The organism is Paenibacillus sp. G2S3 (genome assembly GCF_030123105.1).
Classification (GTDB): Bacteria; Bacillota; Bacilli; order Paenibacillales; family Paenibacillaceae; genus Paenibacillus_AQ.
On sequence record NZ_CP126095.1, the window covers coordinates 6,164,239 to 6,183,723 of the forward strand.

General features: G+C 42.4%; 13 protein-coding genes and 1 pseudogene. 3 read left to right on the forward strand and 11 right to left on the reverse strand.

What is annotated here, in order from left to right; all coding sequences use genetic code 11:
- The first annotated feature begins 235 nt into the window (after positions 1–235).
- On the forward strand, positions 236–4,678 hold the full coding sequence (locus QNH28_RS27335) for a choice-of-anchor A family protein (RefSeq protein WP_283909296.1): 4,443 nt from the start codon (positions 236–238) through the stop codon (positions 4,676–4,678).
- 68 nt (positions 4,679–4,746) lie between these two features.
- Here the strand turns inward: QNH28_RS27335 and QNH28_RS27340 are convergent, their stop codons facing one another.
- The 3 genes from QNH28_RS27340 to QNH28_RS27350 are packed head-to-tail and all read right to left on the reverse strand — an operon-like array spanning position 4,747 to position 7,676.
- A complete protein-coding gene (locus QNH28_RS27340; RefSeq protein ID WP_283909297.1) occupies positions 4,747–6,543 on the reverse strand; it encodes a hypothetical protein in 1,797 nt (598 codons plus the stop codon).
- 13 nt (positions 6,544–6,556) lie between these two features.
- On the reverse strand, positions 6,557–7,102 hold the full coding sequence (locus tag QNH28_RS27345; RefSeq protein WP_283909298.1) for a prepilin-type N-terminal cleavage/methylation domain-containing protein: 546 nt from the start codon (positions 7,100–7,102) through the stop codon (positions 6,557–6,559).
- Positions 7,086–7,676, reverse strand: a complete 591-nt coding sequence (locus tag QNH28_RS27350; protein ID WP_283909299.1) for a type IV pilus modification PilV family protein — start codon at positions 7,674–7,676, stop codon at positions 7,086–7,088. Before QNH28_RS27350 ends, QNH28_RS27345 begins: the two co-directional genes overlap by 17 nt.
- Positions 7,677–7,864: 188 nt before the next feature.
- On the opposite strand from QNH28_RS27350, the gene QNH28_RS27355 reads away from it, so the two are divergent.
- On the forward strand, positions 7,865–8,653 hold the full coding sequence (locus QNH28_RS27355; protein ID WP_283909300.1) for an alpha/beta hydrolase: 789 nt from the start codon (positions 7,865–7,867) through the stop codon (positions 8,651–8,653).
- 182 nt (positions 8,654–8,835) lie between these two features.
- On the opposite strand, the gene QNH28_RS27360 is transcribed toward QNH28_RS27355, so the two are convergent.
- From QNH28_RS27360 to QNH28_RS27375, 4 genes and pseudogenes are all read right to left on the reverse strand, one after another.
- A complete protein-coding gene (locus tag QNH28_RS27360; RefSeq protein ID WP_042192344.1) occupies positions 8,836–9,672 on the reverse strand; it encodes a phosphoenolpyruvate hydrolase family protein in 837 nt (278 codons plus the stop codon).
- 41 nt (positions 9,673–9,713) lie between these two features.
- Positions 9,714–10,922 carry a Tm-1-like ATP-binding domain-containing protein gene (locus QNH28_RS27365; protein ID WP_042131317.1) on the reverse strand — a complete coding sequence of 403 codons (1,209 nt, stop codon included), beginning with the start codon at positions 10,920–10,922 and terminating at the stop codon, positions 9,714–9,716.
- 99 nt (positions 10,923–11,021) lie between these two features.
- A complete protein-coding gene (locus tag QNH28_RS27370; protein ID WP_283909301.1) occupies positions 11,022–12,221 on the reverse strand; it encodes a phosphoenolpyruvate hydrolase family protein in 1,200 nt (399 codons plus the stop codon).
- Positions 12,222–12,366: 145 nt separating this feature from the next.
- Positions 12,367–12,675 (reverse strand): annotated as a pseudogene (locus QNH28_RS27375) (argininosuccinate lyase); the annotation flags it as partial.
- A 121-nt stretch (positions 12,676–12,796) separates the two neighbouring features.
- On the opposite strand from QNH28_RS27375, the gene fliB reads away from it, so the two are divergent.
- Positions 12,797–14,038: a flagellin lysine-N-methylase gene (gene fliB / locus QNH28_RS27380; protein WP_283909302.1), complete on the forward strand. Its 1,242-nt coding sequence runs from the start codon at positions 12,797–12,799 to the stop codon at positions 14,036–14,038.
- A 78-nt stretch (positions 14,039–14,116) separates the two neighbouring features.
- Here fliB and argH read toward each other — a convergent pair whose 3' ends face one another.
- The 4 genes from argH to QNH28_RS27400 all read right to left on the reverse strand — a co-directional run bounded on the left by argH (position 14,117) and on the right by QNH28_RS27400 (position 19,424).
- A complete protein-coding gene (gene argH, locus QNH28_RS27385) occupies positions 14,117–15,532 on the reverse strand; it encodes an argininosuccinate lyase (RefSeq protein WP_283909303.1) in 1,416 nt (471 codons plus the stop codon).
- A gap of 94 nt (positions 15,533–15,626) precedes the next feature.
- A complete protein-coding gene (locus QNH28_RS27390; RefSeq protein WP_283909304.1) occupies positions 15,627–16,862 on the reverse strand; it encodes an argininosuccinate synthase in 1,236 nt (411 codons plus the stop codon).
- Positions 16,863–17,172: 310 nt separating this feature from the next.
- A complete protein-coding gene (argF, locus tag QNH28_RS27395; RefSeq protein ID WP_036678521.1) occupies positions 17,173–18,141 on the reverse strand; it encodes an ornithine carbamoyltransferase in 969 nt (322 codons plus the stop codon).
- Positions 18,138–19,424: an acetylornithine transaminase gene (locus QNH28_RS27400; RefSeq protein ID WP_283909305.1), complete on the reverse strand. Its 1,287-nt coding sequence runs from the start codon at positions 19,422–19,424 to the stop codon at positions 18,138–18,140. Before QNH28_RS27400 ends, argF begins: the two co-directional genes overlap by 4 nt.
- Positions 19,425–19,485: the final 61 nt, after the last annotated feature.

The following is a 19,485-nucleotide window of genomic DNA, read 5'->3' on the forward strand; positions in this document are numbered from 1 at the left end:
CATCATTTTTTTCAAACTAGCGTATTTTTCAATAGACTTGGGACTTTAGTAATAAATTTATAGGTATATTTCAATAGATTTATGTTGTCTATCAATGCTGAATGTCCTAGAATGTATATAACATAGATTGGATAATTTTACAATGAAATCAGCTGAAAAAGCTGTCGCAAACTAGCATATATAACATACGATTCGACCATATCTACCAATAGTTAACAATCAGGGAGAGATGAACATGAAATTTGCCAGTAACAAACGGATCTATCTTTTTACAGTAACGATCTTGCTTCTCCTTCTGCTTGTTCTGCCACTCAAAGATCACTTCACGAATGTCGAAGCCAGTTCAAATGATTATCAGATTCGAATGTTGGAGATTACGGAGAGTGGGGTTAGTGAGCTTGCTTCTTTAACCTCAGGATTAGCTAATTTTACGATTGATACGATGAGTATGAAGCGCTTTGTAGCTCTGCGAGATGATCTGGACGGGCGATACGATGCGGTTTATATCGGGAAGGGGACTTACAGTACAAATGGGGTCTCCGGAAAAGATCATAATACCAAGGCAGTCATGAACGACATAACTAATTTAAAAGCAAAAGAAATTACCGATTATTTTATTAATAAAGGGTTATATGTAATTTTCCACAAGCAGCCCTTCTTAGCTCCAACACAGAACGGAATTTTATATAATACCTTTAATACATACCAGGCATTAACCCCAAAATCCAATGTTCTATTCTGTAATGACTCTGAGTTAAATGCCTTTATCTCCGAATTGAAAAAAAGTAATTCCACTTATTTATCCAAAATGAAGCAAAGACCTCAACTAGAGATTACTAACAAGAGTCAAATTATCGAATACGGTGCGACTGTGCCCAAGATCTATACGCCCGGCGACGAGCTCACATTCAAGTTCAATGTTTCAAATGTTAATTTAGGAACGAATCCTATACTTGTTAAGCTCTATCTGGGCTTAGATAAGTCCATAAAAATGACTGAAGATCAAGTCGTTGCTACTACGTCCTTGAGCACTTCGGCAATCGGTGAAATCAAATATAAGCTTCCTAAGACTTATTCAGGTCTATTATATTGGAAGCTAGAGGCAGTAGATTCTTTGAATCAAAAAGTTCTAAGTGATTTCACTACCGGCTCTATTCAATTTAAGGGTAAGAAGACGCTGGTTAATGTATTGCAGATATTACCTGATGGAAATAATGACAGCCAACTCATTAATAATGAATTAGTTATGGATTCCAGTTTTCTAAATAGCCTAGACAAAGACTACGAACTGGTTATCGATACAAAAACAATGACTCAATTCAACGATTACATTAAGAATAAGGAAAGCTCTACACCAAAATACGGTTTGAACGGCACATACGACATGCTCCTGTTTGGATTCCGGGATATATACAATGAAAAAGCTCCAATTAACGAACTTTCGGCGGATGCTGTATTAAAATTCATAAATGAAACTAAACAATCTGCCATGTTCACTCACGATACTATTTATATTAATACCAGCAACAACAATAGCAGCCAATGGACGAAGAAGTTCCAAGGAATTACCGGTCAAACCACCCCTCAGACCAACTTGGGATTAAATGCTCCAAGCACATCAACATCTATTACTCCTGTGAATGATGGGTTACTCACACAATATCCTTTTAATTTAAGTGTTCAAGATGGTAGGAATACCGTAGCCAGTACACATAATCAATATTTCACCCTTGACTTAGAGGACCCCTCAGTAACCCCTTGGTACAATATCACTGGTAGTAACCGGGATAGCAATGATAGCTGGAACCATTACTATACGTATTCTAAAGGAAATGTGACTTACTCAGGAACCGGACACATCATCGGAACATCTTATAATAGAACTCAAGCAACCTCTTTCCCAAAATGGGAACAAAAGTTGTTCGTAAACACGATGTACCGTGCATTTACAGGTGCCAATCATGCTCCAGAAATTACTGTGCATACACCTATGGACAAAAGCATTAAACCTTCTTACCAGAACCAACTGGTCGTCAGCTATACAGTCGATGACTGGGATTTGAAAGACAAGAACCTATTTACCAGTATTAAGTTTAAACAAAACGATAATGTAATTACCGGCTATACAATGAACGAGAAAGCAATTTTATCTGGAGAGACCGTTACGCAAACTTTTAACAATCCTCTTCCTGCAGGTGGAAATCTTCAAATTGAGATTACTGCCAGGGACAGACAAGGTGCAATCTCTACTAAAACTATAAATGTAACCGTTCAAAAAATCGAATCAAACCTTACGATTCAACGTACACAGTCTAACTCTACTGTTGAGAAAGGGAATCCGATCACTTTTACGTACACAGTAACGCCAAACGCTGTTCCTTATCTTGCTGTTGATCCAGGTGAGCAAGGGATTGAAGATCTAGTGATCTCAAACGTTCAATTTGAAGAGAAATTTCCGCCTAATCTGGAATTTAGTGATCCTCTTCCAGAAGGCATGAGTAAAAGCGGTACTTTAATCGAGGGATATACTCTATCTAAAAATTTAGGGAACATTAACTATAAGTTAACAGAAAGTAACAACGTCAAATCTTATACACCGATAAACAATTCTGCTAACACTTTTAGTCTTACTGCAATTCCACAAGAAAAGAAGACATACCTATTGGATAATTCTAGGATTTATTATGATGAAATCCATGCAGCGACATCTTCATTCCCTGGCTCCAATGCTCCAGTCTCATCACTGGGTATAGCTAATGATTATTCAATCTTTATGCTAGAGAACATTGATTTTCCAAACAATGGATTCACAAATAATTGGCGTATAGCAGCAGGTGGGAATATAAATATTGCATCATTTAGTTTAGGAGGTTCATTAACAAATGCCGATACTACTGCAACTGTTGTGGCAGGTAGAAACTTGACCTTAAATGGTGGTTCAATGAAAGGGATGGCCTATTACGGTGGCAATATAACGGCTCCAGCCTACCTTATTAATCAAACTCAGCATAAAAACAACTATATTGATTTTACTGAGGTTGGGAAAAAACTTAAAAATCGTTCATTGTATTATGCAGCAATACCGGAGACGTCCAAATCAACCGATCTGTATCAGACCATTACTCTAAAGGGAACCGATCCTAAACTTAACGTATTTCATTTAAATCCAACCAATGGAAGTATTAATAGCCTGAGCATTGATACTCCAAACACTTCCACTACTGTTGTCAATATTTCCGGGGAAAATGTAACCATCAGCAATGGCACCAACACCCTTACAGGTGTAAGCAGTAAAAACGTGTTATACAATTTTTATGAAGCAACATCATTTAGCCTACGCGGATACAAATTATATGGTACTGTTCTGGCTCCATTAGCAAATATATCTTTCACTGGTGATATTGTTGGCTCATTTATCGGAAAATCAATCTCAGGTTATAATGGTGGGCACAGTATCGATCTGTCTCCATTCACCGGAGATTTACCGAACCCTACACCAGTCACCCGAGAACGGGTAACAATAAGTTTCTCTCCGATTTCCTTTGAAGCTATCGTTAAAGTAGCGAATATTCAACTTCAAGATACAGTGATTCGGGTAGACAGTGAACTGAAACTGCTACCGGTCATAACACCTGAAGATGCCAACAACAAAGAAGTCAGTTGGTTGTCTAAACAGCTGGATATAGTCTCTATTAGTGACACCGGAGTAATAAGAGGTCTAAAAGCCGGAGAAGCAACATTAGTGGTTACAGCTAGAGATGTAAGAAGCGATGGTAGCCACGTCTTTACTACTGCAAAAGTAAAAGTCGTTTCAGCTGATTTAACGATTACAGGAGCTAAGGACGCTATAGTCGGTGAGAAAGTTCCCTTCGAAGCTAGTTATGAGCCCTTTGATGAAACCATAATTGGCTACGAATGGTCCATCAAACCAGGGGCGAATTCAGCCAATGCTACAATAACTAAAAATACCGATCCATCTATTGGAAGTAAAGCAACCTTGCTGGCTAATCGATCTGGATCAGTGACAATTGTGGCCACAGTCAAAACTGATCGGAAGCCTAACGGTGCTATCTATTCAAAAGAACATACCGTTACAATTACAAATCCTGTTCGTGAGATACAAATTAATGGGGATTCTTTTGTAAACATCGGAAATGAAATACCGTTAAATGTGTCTGTCGTTCAACCTGTAGAGAATTCCGATCCGGTTGAATACGTATGGAGCCTGGAAGGGGATGGAAGTAATTATGCAACATACGTCCCTACCCCTGATAACAAAACTATAAAGTTAAAGGGCAACGTGTTTACCAAATCAGTCAAGGTCAAAGTGATTGTAAAAGGATCCTCCCCTGTTATTGAAGCCTTTAAAGAAATAGCAATTGGTGTTAAATTAACTAACCTATCCTTACCCGCGCCATTCAAAATAGGAGTTGGACCGGATAATTCCAGAGATTTATTTAATAACGGTCTTGTACTTTGGCCAGAAAGCTTAATCAAAAATGACTTTAAAGATAAACTCCTCTGGACAAGCAGCAACACAGCCATCCTGACGGTTTCAGGTGATGGTAAAATAACCGGTCTAAAGAAGGGGAAAGCCACTATTACTGTTTCGTATATTGAAGACCCTAAAATCCAAGCCTCTGTAGAAGTAATTGTAGAGAACGAAGATCGTTACTAAAGGCAGAACCCCCGAGTCGCAAAGATACTGCGACTCGGGGGTTTTATATTCCACATTTATATCATAGCCTACTCCAACTGCATGTCCTCTACGCTAATATTCACTGACTTCACACGGGGAAGCCCAGCCTTCTGATCTTCAAAGATCTTATCGTTATAAGCTGCCTTGAACCGGATTAACTTGCTGTTGTTGTCTATTACAATTTCATTGTCTTTCCCTACAGCTGTTCCCCGCACAGCATTTATAGTAAGATTGCCCTTTGCAAAGAATCCTCCGCTAAGCGAGAACATAGATCCTACACCATATAAATCGGCTTCAGAATCTGTATAGAAAAAGGCATCTAACTGAGTAGGAGTGTTACTGAAGGCGGCCAAGCGATTAATTAGTATTGGCCCACGGGAGATCAATACTAGTTCCTTATCACCCAAGCCTTGAAGGGTTGCATCTTCCACCAATGTAGTATGTTCGAGGATCCCATTAATAGTCGAGGGTTCTTTAAGTACAAACATGGTGGAATCAATTTGAACGTTCCCTCTAATTTCTACCTTTCCAGTTACCAAAATATTAGCACGTATCTGCACTGGTTGGTTATTACCATAATTATCAATGATTAGATTTCCGTCTACAATGAACCACTTACGAGATGGTGTTGTGTTTTTGTCATCTACTGAATATAAAATACCCGGAAAGTCTCCACTTCCGTCCAGATCCAGATCTCCTTTATAAATTACAGATTTGGTTGGTTGCTTTATAATGTTTACTGTTTCATTGTATTCCACCATCTTCTCAACAAATTCCTTCTGAGCGTCAGGCGAATCATCCCTAAGAACTGGTTTGATCAAGTCAACCTGATCAATAGCGTCAAAATTATAAAGATTCATACCTGCTAAATAGGATGCTAGTTTGCCTTCAGCAAGCTTATTCCTAATCGTAGTTCTGTCAGCCCCCGTCCCTATTGCTTCCGCCACTTTATCCAAAAAGGAGCTCTCTACATTGACTTCTACAAATGTACGACGGTTTCTAATTCCCACCTTATCTTGAGGAATCTTGCCATTCATAGAAGTTTCTTCTGTAATATCAGAAGCCTTTATATCACTTTTTCCAGCTTCCCTATAAATTAGTTTATCAAGGGATTGGACATGCGCCTCCCCATCCAGCTCAAAGGGACGTGATACTATTGAACCACCGTTCTTTCTATAGATGTATTCAGCCTTGTCGCTGATAATTAGTGTATCTCCTGCGTAAATATTCCCAATAATTAATGGAGCTCCATTAATTGTAAGATTCTTTTCTGACCCTATAGTGTATTTAAGAAAATCTGGAAAAGTGTCTATAAACACCCTTTGCTTAAGGTTACGCTTGACCCCGTTAACTTCAGCCTCCGATTTGATAGTCACTATGTATCTGACCAACTGTCCATTTCCAATCGTTGCCTCTACCCCATATGTAATTCCACTTATTTTCCCACTGGCGTTTGCTAAATCTGTACTTGTCTTAAGGCCTGCCGAAAGTGTATCTGGAAGTGTGATTGGAAGTGTAGCCAAAAAATTCTTTATAGCCTGATCCAAGTCTTCTTGGCTCATATCTATATTACTCTCTATCTTTTTATTTAAGCTCGATGTAATATACGCAACAGCCTCATCAAGCGTTTTTTCAGCTAAATGTAGACTTTGCACATCATTTTTACGCGTCTCCGTCCGTTGTGCACCGCCCACTGTAGCACTAAGTACACTCAATCCAAGAATAGTAAGAAGTAGTAGAATGAACATTACCAATACAAGTGCCGATCCTCTCTCTTCCTTTAAACGGTTTAACTTGATATATGCTTTCTTGACATAGGCAGACCTGGTAGGTTGTCCCATCATTATGTGATTCCTCCTAAAAACCAAATTTGCTCACCATCTCCATATCATATGTCCTTCCATCGTAATGCTGAGTTAGAAGTAGTTTTATATCGACCAGTCCGCTTCTACAAGATACATTAGCCTTGCAACCCGTACCATTAGAATTGGTTGAAACAATCGTAGAACCAGATAGATCGGAATGAATTGAGGTACGAGGATCGTTTATGACACTATTAATGGTAAGTGTGGTAATGCCACCTACCGCGCCCTCAGAAGTAACAAATTGAATAGTTCGCGTAGATATCACACCATCTGAATCCTTTATCAAATTCAATCCATCTGTCGTATTCTCCACTCTAGTAGGCCCGAATACATATAATTCATTAATGATAGATGACATAATCAAATCTGCTTCCTCACGAAGTGAGTTCTCAATCGTTATTTTATGATAGCTGCGAAAACCGAACATCATCACCATAGAAATCATTCCTGCAACCATAGCGAAGAGGGTAATTGCGGCGATCATCTCAATCAGTGTGAAGCCCTGCTGGTATTTTAGGCGGTCAGCGAATCTTCTCATCCGTAATATATCCCTCCACCACCGTAGTATAAGCTGTTCCACCAGGCCCACCATTACCACTAACTTCTACCTCGACAGGGATAAGATAAGGTGCCATCTCGCTCTTGCGGGTATCGACCCCTCCACCACTATCCTTTCCCTCTTGCATCTCCTGATGAAGTTGGGACTGGTAGCGAATATTAATCTCATATTTGATGTTGTTAATGACTGGATTTAATACATCTGGTAGTGCTCCTGAATTCACAAAAATATTGCTATAAACACACGTTATATTCGTCGTGCACTCAGAAGCCTTAATCATGGGCAGTTTCCCACCTGCATCTACAATATTCTTATGCTCTAATGGACCTGTTACAAAAAAATTACTCATTTCCTTAAAATCCTGCTTCTCCACATAAAAAAGCGCGTTCCGCGCCAGATTGACCATAATCGTCTTGTTCTGGTTCGATTTAGAGTAACTCATGGCGTTTGTAAAGTAAGACGTAAGTACCAGTGAAACTATCGATAAGATCACAATAGCAGCTAGCACTTCGATCAATGTAAATCCTTTTTCCTGCTTTAAGCCTGATTTCATCCTACTTTTTACCTCCCGCCTACGAGAATGCTTTCATATTTGCACGTTTTTTCCTTAATTTTCTACTTCCATTATATTCTCTCATATCCAGCTACAGCAATCCTCAAAACCCTTATAATTCAGATATTTCTACAATATCTCTCACTTTTTCTCTGTGCTATCATTTGGAAAGAGAGGGGATGGATGAAATGGCTTTAATAGAGTGCAAATTTTATTCGGAAGTACTAGGTTTGAATACCTCAATGACTGTAATTTTGCCGCAAAAAACAACCACACAAATCGGGATGAGCAACGTAACTAGAGGCGAACTTCACCCTACGCTGTATTTGCTGCACGGTTTGTCAGACGATGATTCGATCTGGCTTCGCCGGACTTCTATAGAACGATATGTAGCAGAGATGGGAATAGCTGTAGTTATGCCGAATGTGCATCGCAGTTTCTACACGGATATGGCGGTTGGCGGCCGTTATTGGACCTTTATTAGTGAAGAGTTGCCAATGCTTGCGCGCTCGTTTTTCCCACTGTCAGATAAACGTGAGGAGAACTTTGTAGCTGGACTATCGATGGGTGGTTACGGGGCGATCAAGCTGGGATTGCGTAAACCGGAGTCTTTTGTAGCGGCAGCGAGTCTGTCAGGAGCACTCGATATGGCGCATAATTTTATGAACGCGGAAGATCCTACCGTCAAAAGCAAAGAATACGAGATGATCTTCGGAACAGAAGATATCGCCGGAACGCCCGAAGATCTTCTATGGCTGCTTGAGGAAGTGAACCGCTCCACGGGACCGAAACCAGCGCTGTATCAATGCTGTGGCACAGAAGATTTCCTGTACACAGATAACTTGAAATTCCGCGATGCGTGCCGAGCAACCTCCCTTGATTTCACCTACGATGAAGGTCCTGGCAACCATGAATGGGGCTATTGGGATGCCAAAATCCGCGATATATTGGCTTGGCTGCCGTTAAGTAATAACTAGCTTCTTCTAATAGACAACAAAAAGGTGCAGCCATAAGCTACACCTTTAATATCTGTTCTAATAAGATTACCCTCTTCCGAGGGTTCTTTTAAAATATAAGGATAGAGTATAAGTTTCACACTACTTTATCCTTATATTTCTCGCTTAATTGCTTACCGTCCTTATAAGGACGCCGAAGGCATTTATGCTTGTTTGGTGATTTTTTTAAATAATCCAGTCTGTTCTGTGATCCCTTTTTCAGCAGCAAATCTCTCAATACTGGATGCACCGAAGAATCCGTCTATACCTTCTGTCCGTTCAATTACATACGCCGCATCTTCTGGCTCAGCAATCGGTCCACCGTGGCAAATAACCATAATATCTGGATTTACTGCTTTCCCTGCTTTAATAATCGCTTCAATTCTTTCTACACAATCATCTAAAGTAAGAGCGGTCTTAGCTCCAATCGTACCTTTGGTAGTTAAGCCCATATGTGCCACCAAAATATCTGCACCTGCTTCTGCCATGGCCTTAGCTTGCTCAGGATCAAATACATAAGGAGTGGTGAGCATATCCAATTCGTGTGCTGCTCTAATCATATCTACTTCTAAACCATATCCCATTCCTGTCTCTTCCAGGTTCTGTCTGAATACGCCATCGATCAAACCAACGGTTGGGAAGTTTTGCACGCCGCTGAAACCTTGTTCCTTAAGTTGTTTTAAATAAACCTCCATCACTCTAAAAGGATCCGTTCCACATACGCCTGCTAATACGGGAGTATTTTTCACAACAGGTAAAACCTCAGAGCCCATTTCGACTACAATTTGGTTGGCATCTCCATAAGATAATAACCCCGCGAGTGATCCACGACCTGCCATTCTGTATCTTCCTGAATTATAAACAATCAGCATATCCGCTCCGCCAGCTTCACTGCTTTTTGCAGTAATCCCTGTGCCAGCCCCAACACCTAAAAGAATTTTTCCATTTGCTACTTCTTCTCTAAACTTCGCCATGATTTCAGTTCTTGTATTTTTGTTCATGTGTAACGCCTCCATCATTATTAAAATGTTCTGTGTTAGTGTTATTTGCTCATGAGATCTATTAGCTTCTGCGCTGCTGCTTCTGCAAACTCCACATCATTAATGGCACAATCCATTTCGATAACCTCGACAACATTTCTGTTCACACCATTTCTTAAGGTATCAAATAACATTTGATCTTCCTCTACGCCATAAAAAGCTTCCCCTGCAACATCAATGCCGGATATCCCTTTAAGAGGCAACATTAATACCGTTTTTTCTTTGGCCATATTTAATTTCTCGACAAGCTTCTTGCCGATGGCTTCATTCTCTTCTACCGTTGTTCTCATCAAAGTAACTGTAGGGTTATGCTTATAGAACTTATGTCCAGCAAATTTCTCGGGTACCGTATCATAAGGGCCAAAGTTACACATATCAAGTGCACCTACCGACACAACCTGTGGAATATGATGTTTTCCAGCAGCTTCTAACCGATGAGGTCCAGCATTTAGCACACCACCAATAATTTCGTCCGCCCATTCTGTTGTGGTCAGATCCAATACGCCTTCAATAAAACCAGCCTCGATTAGCGCTTCCATGGACTGGCCACCTACACCTGTTGCATGGAATACAAGCACTTCATATCCTCTAGCCTCAAGATAGTTACGGGCCGCCGTCACACAGGGGGTTGTTACCCCAAACATTGTTGTAGCTACTAATGGTTTTTTCTCTATCACTTGTTTATTCTCAAATTTAAGCATACCGGCGATGGCGAAGGCTGCATTGGTAAAAATCTTTGTTGAAATGGAGTTCAGTCCAGCAACATCTACAACCGATGGCATCATGACAATATCACTAGTGCCTACATATGGAGCAGTATTCCCTGAAGCTACGGTCGAAACCATCACTTTAGGTACACCAATAGGTAATGCCCGCATACCAGGGGTTACAAGTGAAGTTCCTCCAGTGCCCCCAAAGGAGATAATTCCATCAAATTTGCCTTGCTTATATAATTCAGGTACTAATTTTTCCATACCTTTGGCTAATAATTCTGTTGCTAGTGCCCTATCTTTCTTGGCAACGAGCTCATCTATACTTACACCCGCGGCTGCTGCTACTTCTCGGTTAGAGATATCCGGTGTAAAAGTGGGTTCGAACACACCCGTATGAATCGTAAATGTACCTAGCTCCAAGCTTTCCAGCAAATTTTTAATGTAGAGATATTCTTCACCCTTGGTGTCAAAAGTTCCGGCAATGGCAATCGTCTTCATTTCTTCAACCTCCTCTTCAAATATCTACAACAAAAAAGCATGATCAACTTATGAGTTAATCATACTTCTTTGGTTTATCAATGAAAACGCTTTTATGTCTTATGTTTTTGTGTTTATGTTAGATTTATATTGTTTTGGAGAGTACCCTTTGTACTTCTTAAACATTTTGCTAAACTGCGCATAGTCTTGGTATCCAACTAACGGCGCTAGCTCAGATAACTGGATAGGGTCTCTATGTAATATTTCTGCCGCCTTATCCATCCGAAATTGTACGAGATACGTTTGGAAGCTGCAGCCTACTTTTTTGGTAAACAAGCTACTTAAGTAACTTCGGGATACATGCGCCACCTTAGCTAAATCTGCAAACAAGATCTCATTCCTATAATTTTGAGCTACGTATTCTTTTACAAATTCAACATAATCATAGTGCTTTGTGATGCCGTCTAACATTTTGACCATAAAATCATCTTCATCCAGCGTCCCCGACACTTTAAAAGCTTTGGTTATATTCGTAATGGACTTCTCCGAGGGAATTCTTTCAAAAGCAGAGCCTCCGATATACCCCATCAAGTTTTGATTATTACTGTACATATACTGCACATCAATTGGCGTTTTCACGGGACCACCATAAACCAATTTAATTAAATCTGGCTTTAGCGCATTGCATGTATCAAAAATCTTGTCCGCCTTAGCCTTGGCAGCTTCCAAAGAGAATACTTTTTTAGCTCCTAATAATCCCCCTTCGGTTAAGCCTAAATGTGCACAAATAATATCCGCTCCAACCTCGATCATCTGAGCAGCTTGAATTTCATCAAATACAAAGGCTATGGTAAACAAATCTTTTTCATGGGCTATTCTTATAGCTTCTACTTCGAGTAGATAACCATTCCCCTCTTCTTCGAGCGCTTCTCCAAATTGACCATCTATTAAGCCAACCGTGGGGTAGTTATTAATTCCGGAAAATCCCTTATTCTTTATTTCACTGATATAGCTCTCCATATCTTTTGTCGGATCGGTTGCATTGAGGCCAAAAATAATAGGAATATCTCTGACCAAAGGGATGATCTCTCTAGACGCAAAGTCCATCACCATATCATTACTATTGCAAAATGGCAAAATCCCAGCAAGAGAGCTCCTCCCCATCTGCCGGAATTTACCGGAGTTTAACATCAGAAGGAAGTCTGCTCCACCCTGCTTCGCATACTTTGCCGTTATTCCCGCACCTGTGGCCACTCCAATAATATGATTCCCCAGTTCTAATTGGGATCTAAGCTCGTCTAGGATTTGCTCTCTACTCATACTTACGCACCCTCCTATCCCTAATCTAAGGATAACCGTAAAGAACACTGCAAATCCAGTTATGTTATAAGTAGAGCCCATTTAGATAAAAAAATCCCGCCTGCGACCTATAAAAGTCTGAGGCGAGATTTGGTATTGATACGGTTTACAAAATAGCGTCACCGTGTTTTACAACCCATTCATTAGCTTCGTGCAGTGCCTGCTCCGCGCGTTCGATTGCAGCTTTCACTTGAACGGTGGCTGTGCCGCCATAAACGTTACGGGCGTTAACTACAGCTTCCGGTTGAAGAACAGCATAGATATTCTCATCGAACAGCGGCGAGAATTGCTTGAACTCTTCCAACGTCAGATCCAGCAGGAACTTGCCTTCGTTAATGCAGTAGAGCACTGTTTTTCCGATTACTTCATGCGCTTGGCGGAAAGGAAGACCTTTGCCGACCAAGAAGTCGGCGATATATTGGCTTAACTACCGTTGAAGAGTGTATGGTTCAGAGTTCGGGTACATCTTCATTTGATCATGATATCTGCCGATAATAAACCTACATGGCATTCTAAACTTTAAGGGAGAAACTATCATGATAGAAAAAAAGCGCATTGTTCTTGTCCCAGAATACTTAGAGAAGTTCTCTTGCATTGGATCTGATTGTGAAGATACTTGCTGCGTAGGCTGGCGAGTAGATATTGATCAGAAAACCTATAAGAAGTATAAAAATGTAAACGATAGAGAAATGAAACCTTTACTGAACAAACATATAAACCGCAATCGTTCCAACCCAACAAAAACTAATTATGCAAAAATAGTGATGAATTCTGATGCAGCTTGTCCTCTTCTAAATGAAGATAAATTATGTTCTATACAAAAGACACTAGGAGAGGACTACTTATCTAATGTTTGTAGTACTTATCCTCGGATCACGAACCTGGTTAATGAATCATTGGAGAAATCCGCCGTGTTATCTTGTCCTGAGACGGCTCGCTTGGTATTGTTAAATCCAAACGGTATTCAATTTAATGAGATTGAAGAATCCATAAATGTCCGAAATATAATAATTCAGCAAATAGATACTGAGCGTGAAATGTCTATGCACAAAATAAACGGGTATTTTTGGGATCTTCGTATTTTCACAATACAGGTCTTACAAAACAGAAATTATTCCATGGCACATCGATTAATCATCCTCGGAATGTTTTATCAAAAAGTACAGGGCTATCTTTTAGAAGGAAGACTAAATGAGATCCCTCAACAAATTTTTTCCTATAGCAGCTTGATCAAAGACGGAAGCTTCCGGGAAGGTTTGGCGGATATTTCCACATCGACAACTATTCAAATGCAGCTCCTAAAAGCACTTGTTGATATTCGTGTGTCTCAGGGGGTAAGTGAACGATATATGGAATGCCTTAGTGAAGTACTTGAAGGTATTCAATATAGTGAAGCATCGACAGTTGAGAAAATTATAGAAAGATACCAACTAGCGCATAGTGAGTACTATGCCCCCTTTATGACGCCAAATGAATATATACTGGAGAACTATTTAGTGAATTATGTGTTCAAAAATCTATTCCCAAGTACAAATAATGCGGATATTTTTGATTCCTATATTCTGCTTGTTGTTCACTATTCTTTAATCAAATTACATTTGATCGGTATGGCTGGGTATCATAAGGAGGATTTCGGGGTGGATCACGTGATTAAACTGATTCAATCCTTTGCCAAGACGGTTGAGCATAACCCCTTGTACTTACGCGAGGTTATTGAGTTGCTTAAGAAAAATGACTACTCCTCTATGGCGTATATGGCAATTCTAATAAATAACTAATTGATTGATTAACAAAAAACTCCCGCCTCGTGATACCTTAGATGGTAATTGCGAGACGGGATTTATGTTTAATTTTACTTACAATATAGCGTCACCGTGTTTTACTACCCATTCATTAGCTTCGTGCAGTGCCTGCTCTGCGCGTTCGATTGCAGCTTTCACTTGAACGGTGGCTGTGCCGCCATAAACGTTACGAGCGTTAACTACAGCTTCCGGTTGGAGAACAGCATAGATATTCTCATCGAACAACGGTGAGAATTGCTTGAACTCTTCCAGCGTCAGATCCAGCAGGAACTTGCCTTCGTTAATGCAGTAGAGCACTGTTTTTCCGATTACTTCATGTGCTTGGCGGAAAGGAAGACCTTTGCCTACCAAGAAGTCGGCGATATCCGTTGCATTCGAGAAGTCCGTGTTCACGGCTTCACGCATACGTCCCTTGTTCACCTTCATGGTGGAGATCATCGGCGCGAATAATTGCAGTGCACCAGTCAGCGTATTAACGGTATCGAACATGCCTTCTTTGTCTTCCTGCATATCCTTGTTGTACGCCAGTGGCAGTGATTTCAGTACGGTCAGCAAGCCAATCAGGTTGCCGTATACACGACCAGTTTTACCCCGTACCAGTTCTGGAACGTCCGGGTTCTTCTTCTGCGGCATAATGCTGCTACCTGTGCAGAAAGCATCATCCAGCTCCACGAAACTAAACTCTGTGCTACTCCACAGTACCAATTCCTCACTGAGTCTGGATAGATGTGTCATAACAAGCGCTGCATTTGCCAAGAACTCAACGATAAAGTCGCGATCGCTGACAGCATCCAGACTGTTCTCATACACACTGTCAAAGCCCAGTTGTTCCGCTACAAAATGGCGATCAATCGGGAAGGTCGTTCCAGCAAGCGCCCCTGCTCCGAGTGGCAGCACGTTAATCCGTTTGTAGCTGTCCGTCAGACGTTCTGCATCGCGGCGGAACATGGATACGTAAGCCAGCAAGTGGTGAGCAAACAGGATCGGTTGTGCCCGCTGCAAATGCGTATAACCAGGGATAATTGTCTCTACATTATCTTTGGCCTGCTCGATCAAAGCTTCCTGCAATTCATGCAGCAGGCTAACTAGCTCAACTACACGGCCCCGTAGGTAAAGGTGCATATCCGTTGCCACCTGATCGTTACGGCTACGTCCTGTGTGCAGTTTACCACCGACCGGACCAATTTCCTCGATCAGATGTTTTTCAATATTCATATGGATGTCTTCATCCGCTACGGAGAAAACAACTTCTCCAGCGTTAACCTTGTCCAATACTTTGTTCAGACCTTGCTTAATCGTCTCCACATCTTCTTCTGGAAGGATTCCGCATTTGCCCAGCATTGTGACATGCGCCAGACTGCCTTGTACATCTTCTTTGGCCAAAGCCTTATCAAATCCAATGGAAGCCGTATATTCCTCCACCAGCTTGTTTGTTCCTTTAGTAAACCGTCCGCCCCAAAGCTTGCTCACCTGTAGTTTCCTCCTCTTGGACGCCAGAGGGCCGCTCCTATCCTGACGGGAGGAACGGCCTTCGGGTTTGCCCGTTTAAGTTTATGTTATCGTTCTATTTCGAAGCTCCATTTACACCAGTAGAAACTTTAAGGCGCAATGCGTTCAAGTGGATAAAACCAGTTGCATCCCCTTGATCATAAGCTTGTGTAGGATCAGCTTCCATCGTTGCAATTTCAGGGTTGTACAGGCTGACTGGGCTCTTCACTCCAGCGCCGATGATGTTGCCTTTGTACAGTTTAAGACGAACAGTACCCGTTACATTTTGCTGGCTTTGCGTCACAAGAGCTTGCAGTGCATTACGCTCTGGTGCGAACCAGAAACCGTTATACACCAAAGTGCTGTAACGAGTGATCAGGCTGTCACGCAGGTTCATCACTTCACGGTCCATCGTGATGGACTCCATTTTGCGATGAGCGACGAACAGGATTGTTCCACCTGGCGTCTCATACACGCCGCGGCTCTTCATGCCAACAAAACGGTTCTCAACCATATCCACACGTCCGATACCGTGTTTACCGCCTAGCTCATTAAGTCTCTCCATCACTTGAAGTGGGTTTAAGGACTCACCATTCAGCGCTACGCAGTCTCCCTTAACGAAATCGAGCTCCAAATATTCCGCTTCATCCGGAGCATCCTCAGGAGCGTTGCTCAGTAGGAACATTCCTTTGTTCTCAGGTGCACTTGGATCGAACCAAGGATCTTCCAATACGCCGCTCTCATAGCTGATATGCAGCAGGTTACGGTCCATCGAATACGGCTTCGCCGCAGATGCTTGTACCGGAATATCATTAGCTTCCGCATAAGCGATCATTTCCGCACGACCCGGGAATTGATTGCGGAACTCTTCCAGACGCCAAGGTGCGATTACTTTAATGTTTGGTGCTAGAGCAGCTACGCCAAGCTCGAAACGCACTTGGTCGTTACCTTTACCTGTCGCGCCGTGCGCGATAGCCGTTGCGCCTTCAGCGATGGCGATATCCACCATGCGCTTAGCAATTAGCGGACGAGCAATACTAGTTCCGAGCAAGTATTGGCCTTCGTAAAGCGCGCCGGATTGGAACATAGGGTAGATGAAGTCGCTAGCGAACTCATCGCGCAAATCGTCGATGTATACTTTCGATGCACCAGTAGCTAGTGCTTTTTCTTCCAAACCGTCGAGCTCTTCTTTTTGACCGATATCGGCTGTGAAGGCGATGATCTCAGCATCATAAGTTTCTTTAAGCCATTTCAAAATAACGGATGTATCTAGTCCGCCGGAATAGGCGAGTACAATTTTTTCTTTAGCCATGGTGTGGCAACTTCCTTTCGTGTGGGGGGTATAAGATTCGCTAAAATGCGCTTATAGAACTCCGGTGATAAGGTGCAACTGCGTGAAATGTTTGGACTTCCGGTCGCTGTTATAATCAGATTTCTATGATTTCAGTCTGCGTTCGCAGATGAAATCTGATTATAAAGGCGAACGCTAACGCTCCTGCAGTTCCAAACTTTCACTTCGTTGCTCCGCACCAGAATTCCAACGCTACTTTTTAAGTTCATCTTATATAGTATTTTATATAATCTTAGACCAATATAATTCAATCCTAATTATCTATGATTCCTTAACTCATCAGCGCAGCCATTAAAGCCTTTTGCGCATGCAGGCGGTTCTCAGCCTGATCAAAGATCACCGAGTTAGGGCCGTCAATTACGCCTGTGCTAACCTCTTCCTCACGGTGGGCTGGTAGGCAGTGCAGGAAGAGATAATCGCTCTTCGCGCCTTTTACAAGCTCCTCATTGACCTGATAGTCTTTGAATGCCGCTTCACGCGCCTTTTGCTCCTCTTCGAAGCCCATGCTCGCCCACACATCGGTGTAGATGACGTCAGCGTCTTGTACAGCTTCTTGCGGGCTGCGAGTGACCACAATCTTTGCTCCGGTTTCTTTAGCGATCTCACGGGCTTCTGCGACAACCGCTGCATCCGGCTCATAACCTTCCGGTCCGGCAATAGATACGTCCACGCCCAGCTTAGCTCCGCCAATCATTAAGGAATGAGCCATATTGTTGCCATCGCCGATGTAAGCCAGCTTCAGGCCTTTGAGCTTTCCTTTGTGCTCATAAATGGTTTGGTAATCCGCCAGCACTTGGCAAGGATGTGCCAGGTCGCTCAGACCGTTGATTACTGGAATAGAAGCATAACGAGCCAGATCCTCTACTTTGTCATGGCCGAAGGTACGGATCATAATTCCGTCGAGGTAACGTGACATTACTTGTGCTGTATCGCCAACCGTTTCACCGCGTCCAAGCTGAATGTCATTTTTGCTCAAGAAAAGGGCATGCCCTCCCAGCTGATACATTCCAACTTCAAACGATACGCGCGTACGAGTAGAGGATTTTTCAAAAATAAGACCAATCGTTTTCCCCTTCAGCGGCTGAAATTCTTCGCCATTTTTCTGCTTCTTCTTCAGCTCAATCGCTGAATCAATCAGATACGTAATTTCCTCCGGGCTGTAATCGTTCAGCTCCAGTAAATCACGGCCTTTCAGTTGCTGCGCAATGGTGTGCTTGTTACTCTGTACGCCCTGACTCATGAGCTTACCTCCCCGTTTGCTTGTTTAGCATAAGTATGAATGAGTTCGGAGACGATGTCTACCGCTTGGTCGATCTCCTCTTTACTTACATATAGATTAGGCAGCAGGCGAAGGACATTAGGACCCGCTGTCACGAACAACAGGCCTTTCTTTTGTCCAGCCAAAACAATATCGCCCGCTGGTGATTGACATTCAATCCCGATCAACAGTCCTTTACCACGGATATCCTTCACAAAAGAACAGTCCGCCAGCTTCTCTTTCAAAAGACCTGTCAGGTATTTACCCATTTCTTCAGCGCGTTGTGGAAGCTCATCCTCCAGCATCGTCTCAATCGTCGCTGCCATAACCGCTGTTGCGAGCGGTGTTCCCCCGAAGGTGGACGCATGGCTGCCCGGTGAGAATGCTTCACGCAAATACCCTTTGCCAAGCATTAAGCCCGCTGGGAACCCACTAGCAATTCCTTTAGCCAAAGTGAAAATATCTGGTTCAATTCCATAATGCTGATGAGCGAACAACTTGCCTGTACGTCCCATACCTGTCTGTACCTCATCTACAATCAGAAGCAATCCGTGTTTCTTGCACAGTGCCACTACAGCGTTCAAAAACTCAGGCTCTACCTCTAGCACGCCACCCTCTGCAAGCACCATCTCCAGCATGATAGCAGCGGTATGATCCCCGATAGCAGCCTCTAACGCCGGGAGATCATGCAAGGGTACCGTCTTGAAGCCTGCTGGAAGCGGCAGGAATCCTTCTTTTACCTTTTGCTGACCTGTAGCTGTTAGTGTGGCTAATGTACGTCCATGGAAGGATTGTTCAAATGTGATGACCTCATAACGATCCACACCTTTAATCTTCTGGTGGTAACGACGAGCCAGCTTAATAGCAGCCTCATTCGCTTCTGCCCCACTATTGCAGAAAAACACTTGATCAGCGCAGCTATTCTCTGTCAAAAGGTTTGCAACTTTGTCCTGTCCAGGAATATGGAACAGGTTCGAGACATGCCAGAGGGTATCGATCTGTTCCTTCAGCTTAGCACCGACTTTTTCAGGAGCATGACCTAGACTGGTCACAGCCAATCCACTTGTGAAATCAAGATACTTATTGCCCTTATCATCCCATACCCAGGTGCCCTTGCCTTTAACTAAGCTAAGATCATATCTGGCGTAAGAAGGGAATACCGCGCTCAGCTTGCCTGCTGCAACATCCGGTGTACCTGATCCTGCTGTATCGGTCTGCTGTGTCCCTGCTTGCGAATCCAATTCCGCTTGTGTAAGCTTGCTCATTCTAAGTCACTCTCCCACCTTGTGCTCCTGTGTACCAGGCTGCACCTCTAAATGATATTAT

Excerpts from the sequence above, each read along its gene's own strand:
- QNH28_RS27335 (WP_283909296.1), top strand. The coding sequence starts at position 236 with ATGAAATTTGCCAGTAACAAACGGATCTATCTTTTTACAGTAACGATC.
- QNH28_RS27340 (WP_283909297.1), bottom strand. The coding sequence starts at position 6,543 with ATGATGGGACAACCTACCAGGTCTGCCTATGTCAAGAAAGCATATATC.
- QNH28_RS27355 (WP_283909300.1), top strand. The coding sequence starts at position 7,865 with ATGGCTTTAATAGAGTGCAAATTTTATTCGGAAGTACTAGGTTTGAAT.
- argF (WP_036678521.1), bottom strand. The coding sequence starts at position 18,141 with ATGAGTCAGGGCGTACAGAGTAACAAGCACACCATTGCGCAGCAACTG.
- QNH28_RS27390 (WP_283909304.1), bottom strand. The coding sequence starts at position 16,862 with ATGGCTAAAGAAAAAATTGTACTCGCCTATTCCGGCGGACTAGATACA.
- QNH28_RS27345 (WP_283909298.1), bottom strand. The coding sequence starts at position 7,102 with ATGAGAAGATTCGCTGACCGCCTAAAATACCAGCAGGGCTTCACACTG.
- QNH28_RS27350 (WP_283909299.1), bottom strand. The coding sequence starts at position 7,676 with ATGAAATCAGGCTTAAAGCAGGAAAAAGGATTTACATTGATCGAAGTG.
- QNH28_RS27370 (WP_283909301.1), bottom strand. The coding sequence starts at position 12,221 with ATGAGTAGAGAGCAAATCCTAGACGAGCTTAGATCCCAATTAGAACTG.
- fliB (WP_283909302.1), top strand. The coding sequence starts at position 12,797 with ATGATAGAAAAAAAGCGCATTGTTCTTGTCCCAGAATACTTAGAGAAG.
- QNH28_RS27365 (WP_042131317.1), bottom strand. The coding sequence starts at position 10,922 with ATGAAGACGATTGCCATTGCCGGAACTTTTGACACCAAGGGTGAAGAA.
- QNH28_RS27360 (WP_042192344.1), bottom strand. The coding sequence starts at position 9,672 with ATGAACAAAAATACAAGAACTGAAATCATGGCGAAGTTTAGAGAAGAA.
- QNH28_RS27400 (WP_283909305.1), bottom strand. The coding sequence starts at position 19,424 with ATGAGCAAGCTTACACAAGCGGAATTGGATTCGCAAGCAGGGACACAG.